Annotated in this window: 24 protein-coding genes; 17 read left to right on the top strand and 7 right to left on the bottom strand. The window is 71.6% G+C overall.

Features of this window, described 5'->3' with window-relative positions; translation table 11 throughout:
- Window position 1: 1 nt before the first annotated feature.
- The 16 genes from ACFXKZ_RS04195 (at window position 2) to ACFXKZ_RS04120 (ending at window position 11,380) form a co-directional block, all read left to right on the top strand.
- The gene (locus ACFXKZ_RS04195; RefSeq protein WP_379996164.1) at window positions 2-412 is read left to right on the top strand and encodes a hypothetical protein; all 411 of its coding nucleotides are present in this window, start codon (window positions 2-4) and stop codon (window positions 410-412) included.
- On the top strand, window positions 412-729 hold the full coding sequence (locus ACFXKZ_RS04190) for a hypothetical protein (RefSeq protein WP_379996162.1): 318 nt from the start codon (window positions 412-414) through the stop codon (window positions 727-729). The genes ACFXKZ_RS04195 and ACFXKZ_RS04190 overlap by 1 nt, the downstream gene beginning before the upstream one ends.
- Window positions 726-1,076: a hypothetical protein gene (locus ACFXKZ_RS04185; protein WP_379996160.1), complete on the top strand. Its 351-nt coding sequence runs from the start codon at window positions 726-728 to the stop codon at window positions 1,074-1,076. Before ACFXKZ_RS04190 ends, ACFXKZ_RS04185 begins: the two co-directional genes overlap by 4 nt.
- Entirely contained in the window at window positions 1,069-1,497 is a 429-nt protein-coding gene (locus tag ACFXKZ_RS04180) for a minor capsid protein (protein WP_379996158.1), read from the top strand. Before ACFXKZ_RS04185 ends, ACFXKZ_RS04180 begins: the two co-directional genes overlap by 8 nt.
- Before the next feature lie 13 nt (window positions 1,498-1,510).
- Entirely contained in the window at window positions 1,511-1,966 is a 456-nt protein-coding gene (locus ACFXKZ_RS04175; protein ID WP_379996156.1) for a phage tail tube protein, read from the top strand.
- On the top strand, window positions 1,963-2,394 hold the full coding sequence (locus ACFXKZ_RS04170; protein ID WP_379996155.1) for a hypothetical protein: 432 nt from the start codon (window positions 1,963-1,965) through the stop codon (window positions 2,392-2,394). Before ACFXKZ_RS04175 ends, ACFXKZ_RS04170 begins: the two co-directional genes overlap by 4 nt.
- An 11-nt stretch (window positions 2,395-2,405) precedes the next feature.
- Entirely contained in the window at window positions 2,406-2,600 is a 195-nt protein-coding gene (locus ACFXKZ_RS04165) for a hypothetical protein (protein ID WP_379996153.1), read from the top strand.
- A 26-nt stretch (window positions 2,601-2,626) separates the two neighbouring features.
- Window positions 2,627-5,332: a phage tail tape measure protein gene (locus tag ACFXKZ_RS04160; RefSeq protein WP_379996151.1), complete on the top strand. Its 2,706-nt coding sequence runs from the start codon at window positions 2,627-2,629 to the stop codon at window positions 5,330-5,332.
- Between the two features lie 4 nt (window positions 5,333-5,336).
- Entirely contained in the window at window positions 5,337-6,203 is an 867-nt protein-coding gene (locus ACFXKZ_RS04155; protein ID WP_379996149.1) for a phage distal tail protein, read from the top strand.
- Window positions 6,204-6,216: 13 nt separating this feature from the next.
- The gene (locus ACFXKZ_RS04150; protein WP_379996147.1) at window positions 6,217-7,317 is read left to right on the top strand and encodes a hypothetical protein; all 1,101 of its coding nucleotides are present in this window, start codon (window positions 6,217-6,219) and stop codon (window positions 7,315-7,317) included.
- Window positions 7,314-8,417, top strand: a complete 1,104-nt coding sequence (locus ACFXKZ_RS04145) for a hypothetical protein (RefSeq protein ID WP_379996145.1) — start codon at window positions 7,314-7,316, stop codon at window positions 8,415-8,417. The genes ACFXKZ_RS04150 and ACFXKZ_RS04145 overlap by 4 nt, the downstream gene beginning before the upstream one ends.
- A complete protein-coding gene (locus ACFXKZ_RS04140; RefSeq protein WP_379996143.1) occupies window positions 8,417-9,145 on the top strand; it encodes a hypothetical protein in 729 nt (242 codons plus the stop codon). Before ACFXKZ_RS04145 ends, ACFXKZ_RS04140 begins: the two co-directional genes overlap by 1 nt.
- A 193-nt stretch (window positions 9,146-9,338) precedes the next feature.
- The gene (locus tag ACFXKZ_RS04135; protein ID WP_379996141.1) at window positions 9,339-10,142 is read left to right on the top strand and encodes a hypothetical protein; all 804 of its coding nucleotides are present in this window, start codon (window positions 9,339-9,341) and stop codon (window positions 10,140-10,142) included.
- Entirely contained in the window at window positions 10,139-10,384 is a 246-nt protein-coding gene (locus tag ACFXKZ_RS04130; protein ID WP_379996139.1) for a hypothetical protein, read from the top strand. Before ACFXKZ_RS04135 ends, ACFXKZ_RS04130 begins: the two co-directional genes overlap by 4 nt.
- 28 nt (window positions 10,385-10,412) lie before the next feature.
- On the top strand, window positions 10,413-10,703 hold the full coding sequence (locus tag ACFXKZ_RS04125; RefSeq protein WP_379996137.1) for a hypothetical protein: 291 nt from the start codon (window positions 10,413-10,415) through the stop codon (window positions 10,701-10,703).
- Window positions 10,700-11,380, top strand: coding sequence for a collagen-like protein (locus tag ACFXKZ_RS04120; RefSeq protein WP_379996135.1), 681 nt, complete (start codon window positions 10,700-10,702; stop codon window positions 11,378-11,380). The genes ACFXKZ_RS04125 and ACFXKZ_RS04120 overlap by 4 nt, the downstream gene beginning before the upstream one ends.
- A gap of 52 nt (window positions 11,381-11,432) precedes the next feature.
- On the opposite strand, the gene ACFXKZ_RS04115 is transcribed toward ACFXKZ_RS04120, so the two are convergent.
- The 5 genes from ACFXKZ_RS04115 to ACFXKZ_RS04095 all read right to left on the bottom strand — a co-directional run bounded on the left by ACFXKZ_RS04115 (window position 11,433) and on the right by ACFXKZ_RS04095 (window position 14,110).
- Window positions 11,433-11,630 carry a hypothetical protein gene (locus ACFXKZ_RS04115; RefSeq protein ID WP_379996133.1) on the bottom strand — a complete coding sequence of 66 codons (198 nt, stop codon included), beginning with the start codon at window positions 11,628-11,630 and terminating at the stop codon, window positions 11,433-11,435.
- A gap of 41 nt (window positions 11,631-11,671) precedes the next feature.
- Complete coding sequence (locus ACFXKZ_RS04110) at window positions 11,672-12,172, bottom strand: hypothetical protein (RefSeq protein ID WP_379996131.1); 501 nt, start codon at window positions 12,170-12,172, stop codon at window positions 11,672-11,674.
- A gap of 6 nt (window positions 12,173-12,178) precedes the next feature.
- Window positions 12,179-12,451, bottom strand: a complete 273-nt coding sequence (locus ACFXKZ_RS04105) for a hypothetical protein (RefSeq protein ID WP_379996130.1) — start codon at window positions 12,449-12,451, stop codon at window positions 12,179-12,181.
- 180 nt (window positions 12,452-12,631) lie between these two features.
- Complete coding sequence (locus ACFXKZ_RS04100; RefSeq protein WP_379996128.1) at window positions 12,632-12,820, bottom strand: hypothetical protein; 189 nt, start codon at window positions 12,818-12,820, stop codon at window positions 12,632-12,634.
- 87 nt (window positions 12,821-12,907) lie between these two features.
- Window positions 12,908-14,110 (bottom strand): helix-turn-helix domain-containing protein, encoded by a 1,203-nt coding sequence (locus tag ACFXKZ_RS04095; RefSeq protein WP_379996126.1) that lies wholly within the window; start codon window positions 14,108-14,110, stop codon window positions 12,908-12,910.
- A gap of 169 nt (window positions 14,111-14,279) precedes the next feature.
- Between ACFXKZ_RS04095 and ACFXKZ_RS04090 the strand changes: the two genes are divergently transcribed.
- Entirely contained in the window at window positions 14,280-15,038 is a 759-nt protein-coding gene (locus ACFXKZ_RS04090; protein WP_379996124.1) for a GntR family transcriptional regulator, read from the top strand.
- Between the two features lie 125 nt (window positions 15,039-15,163).
- On the opposite strand, the gene ACFXKZ_RS04085 is transcribed toward ACFXKZ_RS04090, so the two are convergent.
- A complete protein-coding gene (locus tag ACFXKZ_RS04085; protein WP_379996122.1) occupies window positions 15,164-16,507 on the bottom strand; it encodes a class I SAM-dependent RNA methyltransferase in 1,344 nt (447 codons plus the stop codon).
- Between the two features lie 276 nt (window positions 16,508-16,783).
- Window positions 16,784-18,895, bottom strand: a complete 2,112-nt coding sequence (locus tag ACFXKZ_RS04080) for an APC family permease (RefSeq protein WP_379996119.1) — start codon at window positions 18,893-18,895, stop codon at window positions 16,784-16,786.
- Between the last annotated feature and the right edge of the window lie 104 nt (window positions 18,896-18,999).

The raw sequence follows: 18,999 nt of genomic DNA, 5'->3' as shown, positions 1-18,999 counted from the left end.
AATGGTGTACGCCACGACGGCCGACCTGGAGGCCGCATGGCCCAGCGCGAACCTGCCGATACCAGCCGACTCGGACCGGCTGCTCGCCGACGCGTCCGCCGTCCTCGACACACAGGTGCTGCTGACCGCCGTGTACGACGCCGACGCGAACGGCAACCCCACCGACCCCGTCGTGATCGCCGCGTTCGCCGCCGCCACGTGCGCACTCGTGCGGTGGTGGGACGAACTCGGCGATGACCTGGGGACGGCGGCGGCGTACGCGTCGGTGTCAATCGGGTCGGTGTCGCTCTCGCGGGCAGCCACCGGCCAGGCCGCGGCGGGCGACGAGGTTCCGCCGAGGGTGTGGACGCTGCTGCGGTCGCCGCGACTCGCCGGCCGGTTGCGCCTGGGCGCGGTCGGGACGTGGTCCTGATGGGCGCGGTACCGGGCTGGCTGCTGCGGCACCAGGTGCGGATCGAGCCGCATATAGGGGACGGCGCGTACGGCCCGATCTACGGGCCCGAGGCGACCGTTCGGGCGATGGTCGACGACACGGTGCGGATCGTGCGGGCGCCCACCGGCGCCGAGGTCACGTCGTCGTCGACCATCTACACCCGCCGCGGCGTGGTGTGCCCGCCCGGGTCGCGGGTCACTCTGCCGTCGGGCCGACGCACCACGGCGATCACGACGGCCGATCGGGACGGCGGCGGCCTGCCCACGCCCGACCACCAGGAGGTGACGCTGGAATGACGCGCGCAACGCTGCGGCTCACCGTCGACCAGGCCGTGACCGCACTCCGCGACGCGATGGCTCAGGGCCTGTACGAGGGCATGGAGTACGCCCTGAGCGAGAGCCGCAAACTGGTCCCTCTCGACGAGGCGACCCTGGAGCGGTCCGGCGTCGCCTCGGTCGACCGCAACACGATGACGGGCGCGGTCAGCTACTCGACGCCGTACGCGGTCCGGCAGCATGAGGAGCTGACCTGGCAGCACCTGCCGGGCAGGGCCGCGAAATACCTGGAAACACCGTTCAACGCGGCCGGTGATCAGGTCATGGCCCTGGTCGCGGCTCGGGCCCGGCGGGTGACCGGTGGCTGACGACCTCGACCTGGTCGACGGCCTCGCCCGCTACCTGGCTGCCCGCGGCCTGGTCACCTACGACCCGACCGGAGCGGCCGGCGACACCTTCGCCGAGCACATGCCACCGGCGCCGGATGGGGTCGTCGTGCTCACCCTGTACGGCGGGCCCGAGCCGGACTCGCGGATCCCGGTGGACGAGCCGTCGCTACAGGTGCGGGTGCGCGGCACGGCCGACCCGCGCGTCTCGCGCCGCCGTTCTTACGCCATCTACTCGGCCCTGCACGGCCTGACCCGCACCGCTCTGCCGGACGGCACCTGGCTGGTGCTGTGCGTCGCCCAGGCCCCACCGGCGTCGATGGGCGTGGACGCGAACGGCCGGCACGAGCACGTCACGAACTACCGCCTGACCGTGGGTGCCCCCACGGACCACCGCCCCTGAGGAGGCAACACCCATGGCACAGCGACCGATCGACGCGAGGGGCTGGCTGTTCCAGGTCGAGACCGCCGCGAACGCGTGGCTCGACATCGGCCACATCTCGACGTTCACCCACAACCCCGGGGAGAACGAAGAGACTGCCGAAACAACGCACTTCGGCAGTGACGGTTACTACGAGGAAGACGTCATGCAAAGGGGGGCGTCGCTGAGCCTGGAGGGCCAGCACGCCGCCGACACCGCGACCGGTGCCCAGGACCCCGGCCAGGCGTACATCGACGGCGTGTGGGCGCTCGGCCTCGGCGTCGCCTCCCACAACCGGGTGAGGTTCCGCCACGAGACCCAGACCACCACCTGGGTCGTGTGGGACGCCACCATGTCCCCGGGCGAGCAGGGCGGCGGCAACAACGACAAGTCGAGTTGGTCCTGCACGATCCGCCGGTCCGGCGCCCCCACCACCATGGCGGTCTCGTGAGCACCGCGGCGCCGCTGGAACCGGAGGACTTCGACGCGTGGATCGAGGAGACCAACGCCGACGTCCGCCCGGCGAGCATCCGCATCGGCGGCCAGGTGCACGTGATGCCGCTTGGCGTGCCGATCGCGTTCACGCTCCAGACCCGGCGCCTGGCCGACCGCGAGGACGCGGGCGCCCTCCGGCTGATCCTCGCGCCCATCTTCGGCGAGGCCGCCCTGGACGCCTGGGAGTCGACAAGCCCGTTCGGCACCGAGGCCCTGCCGGTGCTGCTGCGCTGGTGCGGCGCGAACATGGCCCGCCCCGGGTCCATGACCATCGCCGAGGCGGCGGCGTCCGTCGAGGAGGACGAGGCGGGAAAAGCCCCGAAGAACAGGGCCGAGAAGCGAGCCGCCGCCAAGAAGACCAAGAGTTCTGGCAAGCGGTCCTGATCCATTGGCGCGTGGTCGAGGCCGACCTACGGCGCGAGTATCGCCTGACACCCCGTGAGATCCGCCGGTTGACCACCCGCGAGTTCGGCGTCTGCCTCGGCGGTCTCAGCGCTGATGCCCTGTTCCGCGAGGCATGGAGACGCACTCCGCGGGCGGTCGTCGACCCGGCCGAGATCGCAGCGATCACCGGTATCCCCAGCACCTGACGCAGCACCCACGGAGGTGGTGATCCGTGGCGCTCAACGTCGGCGAACTGGTGGGCTTCGCGAGCCTGGACACGCGCGACCTGGACCGCGGCGCCGGCCACGTCACGGCCGTGATGCAGGGTCTCGCGGGCGACGTGACCCGCACATCCGAGCAGGCCGGTACGGGGGCCGGGCAGGGCCTGATCGGGCGGCTGATCGACCAGATCCGGGCGGGCGCCGCCTCGGCCGTGCAGGGCCTGGCGAACGTACTCACGCCGGGGTCGACGCAGGCCGGCAACCAGGCGGGCGACGCGTCGGCCGCCGCGCTCCAGGCCCAGCTCGACGCCGGCGCCCGGCAGGCCGGGGCGAGCGCGGGTACCGCCCTCGATCGATCCCTGGGCAGCGCGGCCACGTCGGCGGGCACCGACGCCGGCCAGGACGCGGGCGCCGCTCTCGGTGACGCCCTGGCGGAAGAGGCTGCCGACGCGGGCGGCGAGGCTGGCGAGAAGGCCGGCATGTCGCTGAAGCAGAAGCTCATCGCGGGCGCCGCCCTCGCCGCGACGGCTGCGGGCGCCGCCCTGGTCGCCGGCCTCAAGTCGGCGATGGACCAGGAGCAGGCATCCGACCTGCTCGCCGCCCAGCTCGGCGCGTCGCCCGAGATGGCGAAGGAGTTCGGCGGAATCGCCGGCCACCTGTTCTCTCGCGCCTACGGGGAGAGCATCAGCGAGGTCAACGACGCGCTACGCGGAGTGTGGCAGCAGGGTCTGATCGACGAGGACGCGGCGACCGCCGACATCGAGGCCGTGGCGGCGAAGGCCATGGACCTCTCGACGATCCTCCAGGAGGACGTCGGAAAGGTGACCGCGACCGTCGGCCAGATGATCAAGACAGGCATGGCCAAGGACGCCAGCGAGGCGTTCGACGTCCTGGTGCGCGGCGCCCAGCAGGGCGTCAACAAGTCCGAAGATCTTCTGGACACATTCAACGAATACCCCACGCAGTTCCGGAAGTTGGGGCTCGACGCCACCACCGCGATGGGCCTGCTCAGCCAAGGGCTGAAGAACGGGGCCAGGGACAGCGACCTGGTCGCCGACGCGCTCAAAGAGTTCTCGATCCGCGCTGTTGACGGGTCGAAGTCGTCGGCCGAGGCGTTCAAGGCATTGGGTCTCGATGCCGAGGAGATGACGGCGAAGATCGCCAGGGGCGGCCCCGAGGCGTCCGCCGGCCTGCAAACCGTCCTCGACAGGCTGAGGGCCATGAAGGACCCGGTGGAGCAGAACGCTGCCGCCGTGGGCCTGTTCGGCACCCAGAGCGAAGACCTCGGCAAGGCGTTGTACGCGCTCGACCCGTCCAAGGCCGTGGCCGCGCTCGGCGACGTGGCCGGCGCCGCCGACAAGGCGGGCAAGACCATGCACGACAACGCGGCTACCAAGGTGGAGGCGTTCAAGCGCAAGGTCACTCAGGCGTTCGTCGAGACCCTGGGCGACAAGGTGTTGCCGCGCGCAGAGGAGTTCGCGCGGTCGATGAAGGACCGGTTCGGGCCGTCCGTACGCGATGCCGGCCGGTGGGTGCGCGACGACCTAGTGCCAGTCCTGCGGGACGTCGCGGGCTGGCTCGACGACCACGTGGTACCGGCGGCGGTCGCCACCGGTCGGGTCCTGCGCGACGACGTCGTGCCCGCCGTGAAGGACACGGCCACCTGGATCGGCAACAACAAGGAACCCATCCTGGCGGTCGCCGCCGCAATCACGCTGTTCCTCCTGCCGTCGATGGTCGCGGCCGGTGTTGGTGCCACGGTGAGCGCGGCCACGCAGGTGACCGCGTGGGTGCTGACCCGCACGACCGCAACGACGTCGGCCATCACCTCGGCTGCTGCTCACTGGACGACGATTGCGGGCTGGGTCGCGGCCGGCGCGGCAGCCACCTGGAACGCGGCGATCGTTGTGGCTGGCTGGGTCACGATGGGCACTCAGGCCCTGATCCGCGGCGCGCAGATGGCGGCGGCCTGGATTCTGGCGATGGGTCCGATCGCGTGGGTGACGGTGGCGATCATCGCGATTGCCGCGCTGGTCATTTACTACTGGGACGAGATCGTCTCGGGGACGCGCGCGGCCTGGTCGTGGGTGACCGGGCTGGTATCCGGGGCCTGGCAGTCGATCAAGGACGGGGCAGCGTCGGCCGGCCGGTGGGTGTCGGACAAGGTCAGCGCGCTCAGCTCGGCCGTGGTCGGGTTCTTCGCCAGCATGAAGGACGGCGCCGAGGAGAAGGGCCGTGCGCTGATGGATTGGGTCCGGGGCATCCCGGGGTCCATCCGCGATGGCCTGGGTGACGTCGGTCGGCTCCTCTGGGATGCGGGCACCAAGGTCATCCAGGGGTTGATCGACGGCATCAGTTCCAAGATCAGCTCGGTCAAGGGCGTCCTGAGTTCGATCACGGACATGATCCCGTTCTCCAAGGGCCCGCCCGTGAAGGACGCCAAGCTCTTGACGCCGAACGGCAAGTTGATCATGCAGGGGCTACTCGACGGAATCGACTCGCAGACACCGGCCCTGCGTGCCCAACTCGCGGGCCTGACCGCGTCGATGCCGTCGTTGGCGGCGCTGCCGCGGATCACCTCGGTCGGCGGCACCACCCCCGTCGCTGCGGACCGCACGGGCCCGATGGTGCAGATCAACGGCGGATGGCACTCGGCCGGCGAATCGCCCGACCAGCTCGCCGCCGCGCTGGACTGGCAGATGCGCGGACGGGGGTGACCGGATGGCGGGCGAACTCGTAACGGGACCCGGCCTGATCCAGTTTCGCGACCTGGTCCTCGGCCCCGACCCGCTGCGCTGGCGCGGCCTGGACGGATGGCAGGAACTGCCGTCCCCCGACGACGCGTCGGTACCCCGGTCGGGACAGCACGGGTCGATGCCGGGGCCGCTCCTCGCTCAGGCCCGCACGGTCACCCTCGACGTGCTGATGCGCGTCGCGGGTGACCCCGGGGAGGTCGTCGACCGGATCGAGCGGGCGACCGCACTCACCGACGAGGAGACCCCGCTGGTCGTGTGGCTCGATTCGCGCGGGCCGCGGATGGTGTTCGGCCGGGTGGTCCGGTGCCGGATCCCGGTTGACCGCGCGTACCGGATCGGGACCGTGGTCGGCATCCCGATTCAGTGGTCGTGCTCGGACCCGCGCCGGTACGAACTCGTCGAGCAGACTGCGACGACCAAGCTGCCCCAGGCGGAAGGCGGGTTGACGTTCCCGTTGACGTTCCCGCTCGACTGGGGCACACCGGCCGTCTCCGGCACTCTCACGGCCGTGAACTCCGGCTACGCGCCGACGAGTCCGGTCGTCGAGTTCGTCGGACCGGTCGACACTCCGGCGATGGTGCGTATGTCCGACGGCGTGCGCCTGGAGTACGACCTGGTGCTGGGCGCGGGTGAAACCCTCACCGTCGACACACGCTCTCAGTCGGTGCGCTTGGCCGGCGCCGACCGGTTGTACGCGGCGACCAGCCGCTCCGTGCCGGAGGAGTGGTTTCGCCTTGAACCCGGAGCAACGGACCTGGCGTTCAGGGCCGCGTCCGGCTCGACCGATCCCGCCGCGTCGATGACCGTGCGCTGGCGTTCCGCCTTCTGGTGACCTGGAGGTCAGCGTGACTGTACGTGTGAGCTGGCTGTACCCGTCCCCGGCCTCCCCCGGCGGCGGCCAGTCCCGCGAGGACACCCGGCTGTCGCCGGTCGGCACGATGTGGCCGACCGGCCCGACGACCACCCGGTCCGGCGTGATTCCGGGCGGCAGCCCGCTGGCGTTGTCCGGGTCGGGCATGACCGCGACCATCGGCCTCGGGCGCGCGGTCGTGCAGGGCACCACCGCCCAGGGGGCCTACGCTGCCGCCGTCACGGCGCCGCACGCGGTGACCGTCGGCAACGGGCACGCCAGCTTGCCGCGCATCGACGTGATTGCGCTCCGCGTGTACGACACGGTGTACGACGCGACCGGGCAGAGCATCGGCGACATCGTGGTGGTGCAGGGCGCGGCGAACGCGTCGCCCGTGGCGCCCGCGATGCCCTCACCCACCACGATGCCGCTCTACCAGATCACGGTCCCGGCCGGCGCGAGCGCGGGCACGGGCGGCCTGACGTGGGGCACCGCAACCGACCTGCGGGTGTACACGGTTGCTGCGGGCGGCATCCTGCCGGTCGACGCGTCCAACGCCGCCGGGTCCTACGTGGGCCAGGCGCGGATCGTCTCCGGCCGCCTGGTCCAGTGGGACGGGTCCGCGTGGGTCGAGTTCACGCTGCCATCGGCAATCTCGCCGAGCACCTGGGGCGCGTGGACGCAGAGCACGCCGACCTGGCAGGCCGACGGCGCCGCCTGCACCATTGGCAACGGTGCGCTGTATCAGCGGTGGTGTCGGATCGGGCGCCTGATCCAGGTCAGGATCCGACTCAAGTTCGGCTCGACCACCTCGGCAGGAGCCACGAACTCGCAGTGGACATGGTCGATCCCGGTCGCGGCATCGACGACGCCGGACAACGCGGAGTACGCGGCGGGCTCGGCCGGGGCGATCCGGACCGGGGCCGCCTACTACAGCGGCACTGCGCTACTGAACCCTGGGACGAGTCGGGTGGCCGTGATCGAGGACGGCAGCGGGTTCAACTGGGGCCCCACGCTCAACACACCGTTCCCGACGGCCACGCCCGGGACGACGGACAGTCTGTGGCTGTCCTACAGCTACGAGGCTGCTTCGTGACGGCGGCGACCTACCGCGTCGTGTTCTGCGACCTGCGCACGGACCAGGTCATCGACGCCATCCCGCTCGACGGCCTGAGCTTCGACGACTACATCGGCAAGGCGGGCTCCCTCCGCGGGACAATCCCGGTGACCTCCGCCGAGATGGCCCGCCGGGCGCTGCTGCTCGAACCGGCCCGCACCGCGGTGTGGGTGTACCGGGGTGGTCAGATCTGGTGGGGCGGCATCGTGTGGCAGGCTACCCCGGCGGTCGGCGACCGCGGCGGGGCGTCCTACGCGATCCAGGCCGCGACGTGGGACAGCTACCTCGATCGGCGCGTCCTGATGACGACGTACGAGACCCCGCCGGGCGGCGTCGACCAGTTGGACATCGCGCGCGAGCTGGTCGCCGCCACGGCCGCGCAGCCGGGCGGCGACATCGGGATCGTCATCGACTACGGCCAGGTGTCCGGGATCGTGCGGGACCGGACCTACAGCCGCTACGACCAGCCCAGGATCCGGCAACTGTTGGACCAACTGGCGGCCGTCCAGGGTGGGTTCGAGTGGCGGATCTCCAGCGAACTCGACGCCGCGGGCGCCCGGGTCAAACGCCTCCAGCTCGGCTACCCCCGGATCACTGCCGGCTCGACGGACGTGGTCCTGGACTACCCGGGGCCGATCCGGGCGTACGCGGATCCGGAGGACGGCGGCGGCCGGGCAACCCACTGGCAGAGCCGCGGCGCGACAACCAACCGCAACCAGGCCGCCGAGAGCACGCCCTCGCTTACCGACGTCCAGGAGGTGCCCGGCGCGATCGATGCCGGGTGGCCGCGGCTCGACGGCACCAGCGACCACACCACGGTCGAAGACCCGGCGACCCTGCTCGGGCACGCCCAGGCCGACCTCGGCCGGGCCTGGTCGCAGACGACGATCCCGGAGATCACCATCATCCCGGGCGACCGCCTGTCGCCGGCGATGCTCGGCGCGACGGTGCGGGTCCGCCGCCGCGACCTGTGGCACCCGGACGGCGACGATCGCCGGTACCGGGTCGTCGGCATGGCCGTGACCCCACCGACCCGCAGCAGCGGCGAGACCGCCCGCCTGTTCCTGGAGGCCGCCTGATGCCCGCGATCCCCAATGATCTGCTCGACCGCATCCGGCGCCTGGAGGACGCCGTCAGGGTCCTCGCCGGCCGGGCCAACATCCGGCCGGCGCTCGACGAGATCCTGGCCGGCCGGGTCCGGATCGGCGAGGGCGGCACGCTGTGGGTGGAGGCCCCCAGCGGCGAGCCGGTATTGGCCACGGGCCTGTACGACGCCGGTAAGTACGGCCTGTACGTCGGCAGATCCGACGGTTCCGGCGCCGCCATGGTGGTCGGCGGCGAGGAGGCCGGGGTCCGGCAAATGATCAGGCTGTTCCCTCGGCCCGCGGGCCACGAGGCCATCGTGATGGACGACGCGAACGACGACGGGTGGCTCGGCCGCCCGTGGATCCCCCTGCCGCTGCCTGTGTCCGTGTTCGGCACGGACTGGCCGTCGACCACCGGCGGGTCCTGGGGTGCCGTATCGCGGTCGCATGCGCCGCGCCAGCACTCGCACATCGTCGTGTTCGGGTCGGCCTACTGCGACGCAGGCACGACCGGGCAGATGCGCCTGGTGATCAACGGGACCCCGGTCGGGCCGACCGTCAGCGTGCCGTCCGGCGGGTTCGCGAACCTCGACTGGCGCGGCCCGCTCGGCGCCGGCGCGTGGGGCGATCTGCTGACGATCGAGGTCCAGTGCCAACGCACGACCGGCGGCGGGCAGGTGTACGCCATCCTCCGTGAACTGTTTGGAGTGAACTCGTCATGAGCGATGACCCGCGCCCTGTTGAGCCGGTGGTCGTGCCCACGGCCCACCCGGACCCCAGCGCCGGAACCGGGCCGCCGACGATGCTGCCCGATTCCCCTGATTCCACCATCGACACGTAGTCGATTCGCCACGTTCCCAACGCACGCCCCGCGCCGACGGCCGGGGCGTTTCGCATGTCCAGAGAGGACCACGCATGTCGACATGGGATGACCTGATCGCCCATCTCCAGGCGGTACCGGAGGGCGTCTACGAGGGCTGGAACGCCCAGGAGGGATACGACAACCACACCAAGTGGGGGCGCCAGTTCGGGGAGGACGGCGTGCCGTGGTGCGTCATCTTCGACTGGTGCATGTACAGCGATGTCGGCCTGGCGGGGATCGTGCCGAAGGTCGACAACGTCAGCGCGTTCTCGTCCTGGGCGCGGGCGCGCGGGCAGTGGTCGGAGTACCCCTCGGTGGGCGCGTGGGTGAACTTCGGCGACGGCGCGCACACCGAGATCGTGACCCGCTTCGACAGCTCCCGGGTCTGGACCAAGGGCGGCAACACGCTGCCGGCCGGCGGCGACGGCGGCCAGGGCCGGGGCGTGTACTCGCACGTGTACGAGCGGCGGTCGGCGAGGATCACCGGGTACTTCGCGCCGCGGTTCCCGGACGGGTGCCCGCCCACTGCCGACCCGAGCGACTACCGGGGCGGCAGCGGCGGCGACCAGCCGACCGTCAGCCTGGCCGCGGTGATCGACGCGGCCCGGCGGGACCCGTCGGCGCCGCAGGGCTCGGCGTCGCACCGCACGGACAGCCTGATCGTCGAGCAGGCGCTACAGGCCGAGGGCCTGCTGGCCAGCAGCTGGGTCGACGGCTCGTTCGGGACCAGGACGACGGCGGCCTACGCCACCTACCAGCAGCGGCTCGGCTACTCCGGGTCGGACGCCGACGGCATCCCCGGCCGCACGTCGCTGACCCGCCTGGGCAGCCAGCACGGATTCGAGGTGACCGCATGATCAGCGACGGCACCCGGCGCACGATTCGCACGTCGGTGCAGTGGGTGATCAGCGCGGCGGCTGCGGCGCCGCTGATCGTCAACGCGTCCGGCGTCCCGGAGGCAACGCCCGGTGTCGCGGTCGGCCTGGCCGTGGCCGCCGGCCTGACCCGGGTGATGGCTCTGCCGGCGGTCGATCGGCTGCTGCCGAGCTGGCTGCGGGCGGCGCCGGCGCCGGCCGGGTCGGCGACCCGCGACGCCTGATCGGACTTGGCGTGACGGAGGACTGTGCATGGACGCTGCCATGGTCACGGCGATCGCCGCACTGGTGGGCGCGCCGCTGGCTGCGGCGGCGGCCATGTACGGATCGAGACAGTCGGGGCGCGCGCAGAGGGAGGGCGGAGTGATCGGCGGCTACAACAGCCTGACGGATCAGCTCCAAGAGGAGCGCGGTGATCTCCGCCAGCAGGTGCAGGATTTGCGACGCGAACTCGCCGCCGAACGCGCGGCGAAGGCGACCCTCGAAGCGGAGTGTTCGCTGTTGCGTACTCAACTCGCCGCGAGGGGCGGTGGTTCGCCGTGACCCGGACTCAGCGCGTACTCGCCCGGCAGTGGCGATGGTGGGCGCTCGCCGCCGTCCTGTTGACCCTGGCCGGCGCGGTGCTGCTGGTGTGGATCCGGGTGTCCGCCGAGGCGGGTCGCGCCGACCGGATCGCGGCGGAAAGCAACCGCCGAGCCGCGGCAGTCGCGACCCTCGCGGACGATGTCCGGGCGATGCGCGCCCAGGTGCAGGCCACGGGCGGCACACCCGTGGTCCCGGACCCGGGTACGTCGGTGCCGGATCTGCCCGCGCGTGCGGGCGAGCGCGGCCCGGCCGGACCGCCTGGTCCCGCCGGGCCGCCCGGCCGGGACGGCGAGTCGATCGTCGGTCCCGCCGGGCCGGGCGGTCAGCCGGGCGTACCTGGTGAGTCGGTGACCGGGCCGGCTGGTGTCGACGGCGTGGCCGGGCCTGCGGGTCCAGCCGGTCCGCCTGGTCCTGCGGGTCCGGCGGGTGAGCCCGGCCCGGCCGGGGCTGCCGGCGCGGACGGCCGCGACGGCGCGCCCGGTCCGGCCGGTCCGACGTGCCCGGCCAGCTACTCGCTCGCGGCGCCGGCCTGGGATTCGGCGGCGCTGGTGTGCCGCCGCGACGGCGCGCCCGCACCGACCAGCCCGCCGCCGACGCTGCCGCCGAGCACCGAGCCGAGCAGCCGCCGGCGATGAACGACAACGGCCCGCCCCATCTCGGGGCGGGCCGGCTTCGTCGTGTCCTGGGTCAGCCGAGGCTCCACTGGTAGTACAGCCGACCGTCGGCCGGGTCGGCGCCCGGCTCGTAGCTGTGCAGCCGGTCGTCGTCGCCCTCGGTCTGGGGCAGCAGTACGCCGTCGCCGCCGTGGTCGGGCGGCAGGGTGATGACCTCGCCGTCGAGGGGTCCACCTGTGAGGGTGCGGGCGCGGCTGGGCGGTGTGTCCATGGTGGCCAGGGTAGGCCGAGTCCGGCAGAGGCATGGGCAGTTCACGGTCTCCTGTCCGTGCCTGCGGCCAGGAGGATCGCGGACAGCCGGGCAGTGCTGATGCCAGCGAGGGTGGCCAGGGCGGTGGGGCTGGCGCCGTGCCGGTGGGCGGTACGGATCGCGGCATGCGTGGTCGGGTGCGCGGTGCCGTACGCCAGCACGGCATCGACGACCGCGCCGAGGGTCAGCGTGCGCTGTCCGCTCATCCGTTCGCGGCCGGGGATGGGACGGGTGAGATCGCGCTCGCGCCGCAGCACGGCGGCGACGGAGCGGACCGTGGCGCGGGCGGTTACGGCGATCTCGGCGGTCGGTACGCCGTGGCGTTGGGCGTCGACCATGCTGGCGTGCAGCAGGATGGCGGCGGCGCGCAGGGCGCCGCGGCATGCGCGGCGTTCGTCGATTGTCCCGGCCGCCGCCAGGTCGCGGGCGGTCTCGTCGCGGGTGGCGGCAGCGGCGGCCAGGCGGTCGAGCGCGGACCGGCGGGCGGCGGGCGTGCTGGTCACGGTGGCCTACTCGGCGGTGGGCTCGACCCACGGCGTGATGCGCCCGGCTTGGTCGATGACGGCGCAGCGGTGATCCCACGCCAGCAGCTCGGCGGCGGGCAGGGTCTCCCGGCTGTACGGGGCGATCACGTGCTCGACCTCGGCGGTCCACCGGGTGCCGTCGTGCCGCAGGCTCCGGACCGTCCCGCGGGTCCGGCGGCCGTCGGGGTGGATGCGGATGGTGACCCCGTCGCCGATCGCCCACGGAGCCGGCTCGATGTCGGGGTTGATGATGCTCATGGTCATGGTGTCCTCGGGTTGCGTGGTGGCGGCGTCGCGCCCAGGGGATCGGGGGTGCGGGGCGGGGTCGGTGCCGCCGTCGGGACGGCGCGGGGTAGACCTCCAGCCGGGCCCCTCCGACCGCGCCCCGCAGGACCCCGACCCGGCGGCAGGGAGTTGCCGCCGGACCGGGGGCATGGGTCAGCCTCCGCTGCTGGTCATGCGCAGTGGCTGAGCGGGGATGGTCCGGATCAGGTGGGCGCCGAGCTGTCGGTACAGCGCGGCGGCCTCGTCCCGGGTGATGTCGGGGAGAACGCGACCGGGAATGTACATCCGCACCTGGTCGCCGTCGGTACCGCTGCTCTCTACGCGCACGGTGTCATCGGCCATGTATCCAGCGTGATGGCGGCATGGCGACGGACCGGGTACAAGGTGTACCCGGTCCGTCAAGAGAAGGTAAAGCGGAGAGGTCAGCGGCTAGCTCACACCGATGCGGCGGGCCATGCGGTGCACCGGCTCACGCGACGTCAGCAGGTCCCGTCGGCGCGCGGTCACGACCATGTCGCGCACCATCGCATGCGAGTGCACATACTCCGGCGCCAGACGGTCGGCATCCAACAGGGCACGCATCGACGCGGCGTCGTCGCGCGCCTGGGCGTGGGCCCGGCCAACGTCGATGAGATGCCGAGCGCGTCGCTCCGTGGGCAGCGCCGACAGGTCGACGCCCTGCGTCGCCTCCAGGGCTGCCCGCCCATCTCCGAGTTCGAGGCGGGACGATAGCTCCATCAACGCCGCGTTCGCCGGACCGAAGCAGGTCCCGTGGTCGTTGCGATCACCGGTCCGCTCAGCCGCGGCTGTGGCCTCCCGGATGTGGTCCTCGACGGTCGCCCGGTCCGACCACTGCGCGGCCTGCACCGCCGCAACCAGGTGCATGGTCCCCCACAGACTCCAGGCGGGCATGTCGTCGTCGCTCAGCAGCGCGTCGAGTCGATCGAGCCCGGCCCGCACGATGCCCAGACCCTCGACCCGCGCACCGGCGGACACGCACACCTCCGCCTGGGTCCACATCGCAGCGATCTCCAGCAGAGGATCACCAGCGGCCACGGCCGCATCGACGGCCTGCCGAGCCGAGACGGTCGCCAGGTCGATCTGCCCAAGCCGTTTGACCAACATCGCCGTATCGCACAGCACCGCCGACAGCAGCCCGTGGGTCTGCTGCCGTTCGTCGCCGCCGTGGGCAGCGGCGGCGGTCGACGCGTCATCGATCAGCCCAGGGAGAAGGGCGCCGAGGTCGCCGAACCTCGCGGCCTGCCGGTGGCGGTGTGCGGTGTGCGCGTCCAGGCGCAGGTCTGCGAGCGGTCGCGGGTGGCCGGTGGGCTGCCCGAGCTGGTGCCGCAGCAGCGACCGACGGATTTGAGGTACGGCGTCGTAGCCGGTGCGCGGGCTGCGGTCGTCCCGCGGTGCCACGCCGATGAGTTCGGTGAGGTCGACGCCGAGCCGGTCGGCGATGGCCATGAGCGGGCCGATGCGGTCGAGCTGCCGGCGGCCCAACTCCACCGATTTGAGCCAGTCCGTGCTGCGGTCGGCAACGGCGGCGAGGTCGGCGCGGGAGATGCCCTCCCGGCGGCGGATGTCGTGGATGCGTTGTCCGATGCTGCGAATGTCGTGGTCGTCAGCCACTGTGTCCCCTGCCTGTGCAGTGGGCGGTGCCCCCTGTGGTGCGCGGGCGGGGGCGGTACCCTGCCTGTAGGTATCTGTCCCGGCCAGGCTACGCCTGTCGGTGGCATCTGCGGCCCCGTGATCCGGCTCGTCACCGGTACGGGGCCGTTGTGTAATGAGAGGCGGCGGCATGCCGTATGACATCCCTGCCTACCAGCGGGTTGCCGCCGAACTGCGCCGGCAGATCCTCGACGGCACGCTGCCGCCCGGCGCCCGGGTCCCGTCACGGGTCGACATCGGCGCACGGTACGGGGTGTCCGAGACCGTCGCGCACTCGGCAGTCAGGTTGCTGATCGCCGAGGGCCTGGTTGGGGGTCGCACCGCCGAGGGGGGCATGTACGTTCACGAGCCGCCCGCGCTCAGCCGACTGGTACGCCACCCCCGACCGCATCACGGGCGGGCCCCCTGGGCGGCGGCAATGGCTCGCCGCGGACAGACCGGCACCTGGTCGTCGCGGTCACAAATCATCGACGCCTCCGCCGAGATCGCGACTCGGCTGCACATCCCTGCCGGAGCGCGGGTGATGCGTACCCAGTACGTCTATCGGGCGGACGGCATGCCCGTGATGCTGACGTACTCGGTCGAGCCGCTGGAGATCACGGGCGGTACGCCGATCGCCCTGCCCGAGGAGGGCCCGCACGCCGGCCAGGGCGTGCCGCTCAGGATGGCAGCGATCGGGATCGAGGTGATCGGGGCCGAGGAGGACATCACTGCGCGGCCCGCCGCCGCCGAGGACGCCGCGCTCCTGGGTGAGCCGGCCGGCGCGATCGTGATGGTGATCCGACGCACCTACCACGACACGGTGGGGCGGCCGGTCGAGACCGCCGACATCCTGTCGGCGGCGGCCCGGTTCAGCCTGGTGTACCGACTGCCGGTCGACCCTGGCTGAGGACAGCAAACGGCCGCCCTGACGCTGGTCAGGGCGGCCGTTTCATGCAATCGCTGTGCACTCCGTGCAATCAAAATGCACTGATCGGCTCGACATTCTCGACACTCTCGACACCCTCGACATTGCTAACGCCGAGGTCGGACCGCCCGAGGCGCCGGTTCCAGGATGGCGACCGACTCGATGTGGTGCGTGTTCGGGAAGAGGTCGAACGAGCGCAACGACCGGAGCTTGAAGCCCGCGCTCGCGAAGTAGGCCACATCGCGGGCCAGTGCGGCGGGGTCGCAGGCGACGTAGGCGACCCGGCGCGGGGTCAGGCGCGCGATGCGCTCGACGACCGCCTTGCCCGCGCCCGCGCGCGGCGGGTCCAGGACCACGATGTCGGCGCGGCGCAGGAAGCCGGGTCGGCTCAGCACCTTCTCCACCGTGCCGACCTCGAAGCGCGCGCCCGGCACGTCCCGCAGGTTGTGGATCGCGTCCTCGACCGCCTGCCTGGAGCTCTCGATGCCGATGATCGTGTCGCTGTCCGCGAGCCGCTCGGAGAGGGCACCCGCGAACAGCCCGACCCCGCAATACAGGTCGAGCGCCAGATCGCCCGGCCGCGGCTCCAAACCCTCGACGACGGCCGCCACGAGCACGTCGGCCGCGGCCGGGTGCACCTGCCAGAAGCCGCCGCCCGACACCTTCCAGGTCCGTCCCGCGGCCACCTCGCGCACTGCCGGCCGACCGTGCACCTTGCGTACCCGGCCCTTGTCGTCGGCCCGGAACACCGACACGGCCCGGTTCAGCTCGACGATCGGCATGCGCCCGTCCGCGCCCTCGGCCGGCACCACGGTGACCGCGCGGTCCAGCGAGCCGGTCGCGGAGACCGCCTCGATCGACGCCACGCCGGGCCACTCGTGCGCCTCGATGCCCAACTCCTCGACACCGGGCGCCGCGATCGGGCACGCGTCGATCGGCTGGACGTCGTGCGAGCGGTGCTTGCGCAGCCCCGCCCGGCCCGTCGCCGGGTCCACCGCGAACTGCACCCGCGTGCGCCACCCCAGGCCCTCGGGCTGCCCGGGCGGGCTGTCCACGGCCTCCACCTCGACCTGTACGTCGACCTTGCCGAGCCGCAGCAGCTGCTCGGCGACCACATCGCCCTTGAGTCGGCGCTGCGCGGCGGGCGTGGCGTGCTGCCAGTCGCAACCGCCGCACATGCCGGGCCCGGCCACCGGGCACGCGGGCGTGATGCGATCCGGCGACGCGTGCAGCACCTCGACCACGTCTGCGCGCAGGAAACGCGACGTCGGCCCGCCGTCGGTGATCTCCACGACGGCCCGCTCGCCCGGAAGGCCGTGCCGAACGAAGATCACACGGCCCTCGTGGCGAGCGACGCAGTGCCCACCGTGAGCAACCGGGCCGATCTCGACCTCGTACCGCTCACCCCGCAGGGACTGGTCCGACTCGGGGGTGGTGGATCCGACAGACACGGCACTCCTCGCACAGCTCGTAGCACAGCTCGTACAACGTCGATGAAAACAGTCGATGAAAACAACGGGCAGCAGACGAAAAACCAGGGGCCGAACACAACCGACGCACGACAAGGGACCTCGGATGCCCCGCGGCCGACCACGCCCAGGCGCGCACACCGACACCACGACGACACAAAGAAAGCGCCTCACGGAGGTGGGCGCGGCTTCCAGGGTAGTCCCTACCCGAAGAACCCGCGCCCACCGTCACCACACACCGTCACGACCCACCCGAACTCAGGACGCTCCAGCCCCGGACCCCGGGCCCGAGCCCGACCCGGACCCCGAGCCCGACCCGGACGCAGAGCCCGGCCCCGAACCCGAGCCCGGCCCACCCCGCTTCCCGTCCCCACCCCGAGGCGTCCGCGCCGGCCCCCGCCGCACCGACCCCGGCGCCACCCAGGCCTTCGGCTCCTTCAACCGCTCGGACGACTCCAACTGCCACGGCACCGACGTCACCATGACCCCCGGCGTGAACAACAACCGCCCCTTGAGCCGCAGCGCACTCTGGTTGTGCAGGATCTGCTCGTACCAGCGGCCGACCACGTACTCCGGGATGTACACGTTCACCACATCGCGCGGGCTGGACCGACGCACCGACTTCACGTACTCGATCACCGGCCGGGTGATCTCCCGATACGGCGAGTCGAGCACCTTGAGCGGCACCTCTATCCCGCGCTCGTCCCACTCGCGCCGCAGTGCCTCGGTCTCGGCCGGGTCCACGTTGACCGTGACCGCCTCGACCACGTTCGGCCGCGAGTAGCGCGCGTACGCCAACGCCCGCAGCGAGGGCTTGTGCAGCTTGGACACCAGCACGATGGCATGCACCCGCGAGGGCAGCTTGGTGTCGTCCATCTCCACGGCCGCCAGCTCCGTGGCCACCCGGTCATAGTGTCGCCGGATCTGCTTCATCAACAGGAACAGCACGCCCATCGCGGCGATCGCGATCCAGGCGCCCTGCACGAACTTGGTCACCAAAACGATCACCAGGACCGCGCCGGTCATGCACAGGCCGAAGGCGTTGATCACCCGGCTGCGCATCATCCGCCGGCGCTCGGCCGGTTCGGTCTCGGTCTTCAGGTGCCGGGTCCAGTGCCGGATCATGCCCGCCTGGCTCATCGTGAAGGACACGAAGACGCCGACCACGTACAGCTGGATCAGCTTGGTGGGCTCGGCCTCGAACGCGACGATCAACACGATCGCGAACGCGGCCAGCATGATGATGCCGTTGCTGAACGCGAGGCGGTCGCCGCGCGTGTGCAACTGCCGGGGCAGGTAGCGGTCCTGGGCCAGGATCGAGCCGAGCACCGGGAAGCCGTTGAACGCGGTGTTCGCGGCCAGGATCAGGATCAGGCCGGTGACCGCGAGTACGAGATAGAACAGCGGCGACGCGAACGTGCCACCGAAGACCGCGTCGGCGACCTGCGCGACCACGGTCTTTTGTTCATATCCGGCCGGTGCCCCCTGGATCTGGCTCTCCGGGTTCTCCGCGAAGCGCACCTTGGTCATGTTGGCCAGCGCCAGCATGCCCATCAGCATGGTCACCGAGATGGTGCCCATCAGCAGCAGCGTGGAGGCCGCGTTCTTGCTCTTGGGCTTGCGAAACGCCGGTACACCGTTGCTGATCGCCTCGACACCGGTCAGCGCCGCGCACCCGGAGGAGAAGGTGCGCAGCAGCAGGAACACCAGCGCGAAGCCGCTGAAGCTGTCCTCGGCCTCGATGTGGAACCCGGCGCTCTCGGCCTCCATGGTGGCGCCGGTGGCGCCCCGGATCAGGCCGAACAGGGTCATCCCGAGGATGGCGGCCATGAACGCGTAGGTGGGGACGGCGAAGAGCTTGCCCGACTCGCGAACGCCGCGCAGGTTCATCGCCATCAGCAGCAGCACCAGGCCGACCGCCAACAACACCTTGTGCCCCTCGAGCGCGGGCACCGCGGAGGCCATGTTGGCGACGCCGGAGGAGACCGATACCGCCACGGTCAGCACGTAGTCGACCAGGAGCGCGCTGCCGACCGTCAAACCGGCGTTGGGACCGAGGTTGACGTTCGCGACCTCGTAGTCACCGCCGCCACTGGGATAGGCGTGGACGTTCTGGCGATAGGAGGCGACCACGGTCAGCATGACCACGACGACGGCCAGACCGACCTTCCACGAGAAGTGGTAGGTCGCCATTCCCGCCATGGAAAGGGTGAGCAGGATCTCGTCCGGCGCGTACGCGACGGAGGACAGTGCGTCGGAGGCGAAAATGGGCAGCGCGATGCGCTTCGGCAGGAGCGTCTCGGACAGCTTGTCGCTGCGCAAGGCTCTGCCGACAAGGATGCGCTTGGACAGATCGGTCAGTCTTGACACGCAGGTGATCGTAAGCCCATCGACTTTTGCCGGGCCGGGGGCATGCCGTAAGGCGTCCACGTGTAACGTCTCGGCGAGGTCTGCCACCCTGGTAACACCACAAA

Source organism: Embleya sp. NPDC059237, from assembly GCF_042754105.1.
In the GTDB taxonomy this organism is placed as follows: Bacteria; Actinomycetota; Actinomycetes; order Streptomycetales; family Streptomycetaceae; genus Embleya.
Note: the sequence above shows the minus strand (reverse complement) of the source record. Positions and strands in the feature narration are given on the sequence as shown.